General features: G+C 65.8%; 1 pseudogene. It reads left to right on the top strand.

Features of this window, described 5'->3' with window-relative positions:
• Positions 1–615: pseudogene (locus P0D89_RS53620) on the top strand (IS481 family transposase); the annotation flags it as partial.
• Positions 616–764: the final 149 nt, after the last annotated feature.

Genomic DNA, 764 nt, shown 5'->3' with positions numbered 1-764 from the left:
CCGTATTCGCCATACCAGAATGCGAAGCAGGAGACGTTCTGGGCACGCATCGAAGGCCGCGTGATGGCGATGCTTGAGGGCGAGCCGAACCTCACACTAGATCTGCTCAATCAGGCCACGCATGCGTGGATCGAGCGCGAGTACCACCGGGCCCATCACTCCGAGATCGGCTGCACGCCGCTTGAACGCTGTCTCGCCGGTCCCGACGTGCGGCGTGAATGTCCTGCCAGCGACGCCTTGCGCGCAGCGTTCCGTATTGATGTCACCCGTACCCAGCGCCGCTCCGATGGCACCGTGAGCCTGGCTGCCCAACGCTTCGAAATCCCGGCGCGTTACCGGCAACTACGACAGGTTCGCCTGCGCTATGCGCGCTGGGACCTCAGTCACGTCGATCTGGCCGATGCCGACACGGGCGCCGTGCTGTGTCCGTTGCGCCCGCTGGACAAAGCCGCCAACGCCGACGGCCAGCGCCGGCGACTCGACGACGGCAGCATCGCTCACCCGCCAGCCGCAAGCCCACCAGGCGTCGCGCCACTGCTTCGCCAGTTGCTTGCCGAGCATGCCGCGACCGGATTGCCACCGGCCTGGATCCCGACCGAACTGGAGGGCATATGAGTAGCCATCGTTTGCAGGCCCTGTACGGCCTGAAGTGGAATCCGTTCTCGCCGGAGTTGCCCCTCGAGGCGCTCTACGTGCCGCCCAGGATCGAGAACTTCTGCTGGCGCATCGAGAATGCGCACGTGCGCGAAGGCGGCTTCGCGATG

This window comes from Paraburkholderia sp. RL18-085-BIA-A (genome assembly GCF_046027075.1).
Taxonomy (GTDB): domain Bacteria; phylum Pseudomonadota; class Gammaproteobacteria; order Burkholderiales; family Burkholderiaceae; genus Paraburkholderia.
The sequence above is the reverse complement of the archived record's forward strand: the minus strand, read 5'-3'. Positions and strand labels throughout refer to the sequence as shown.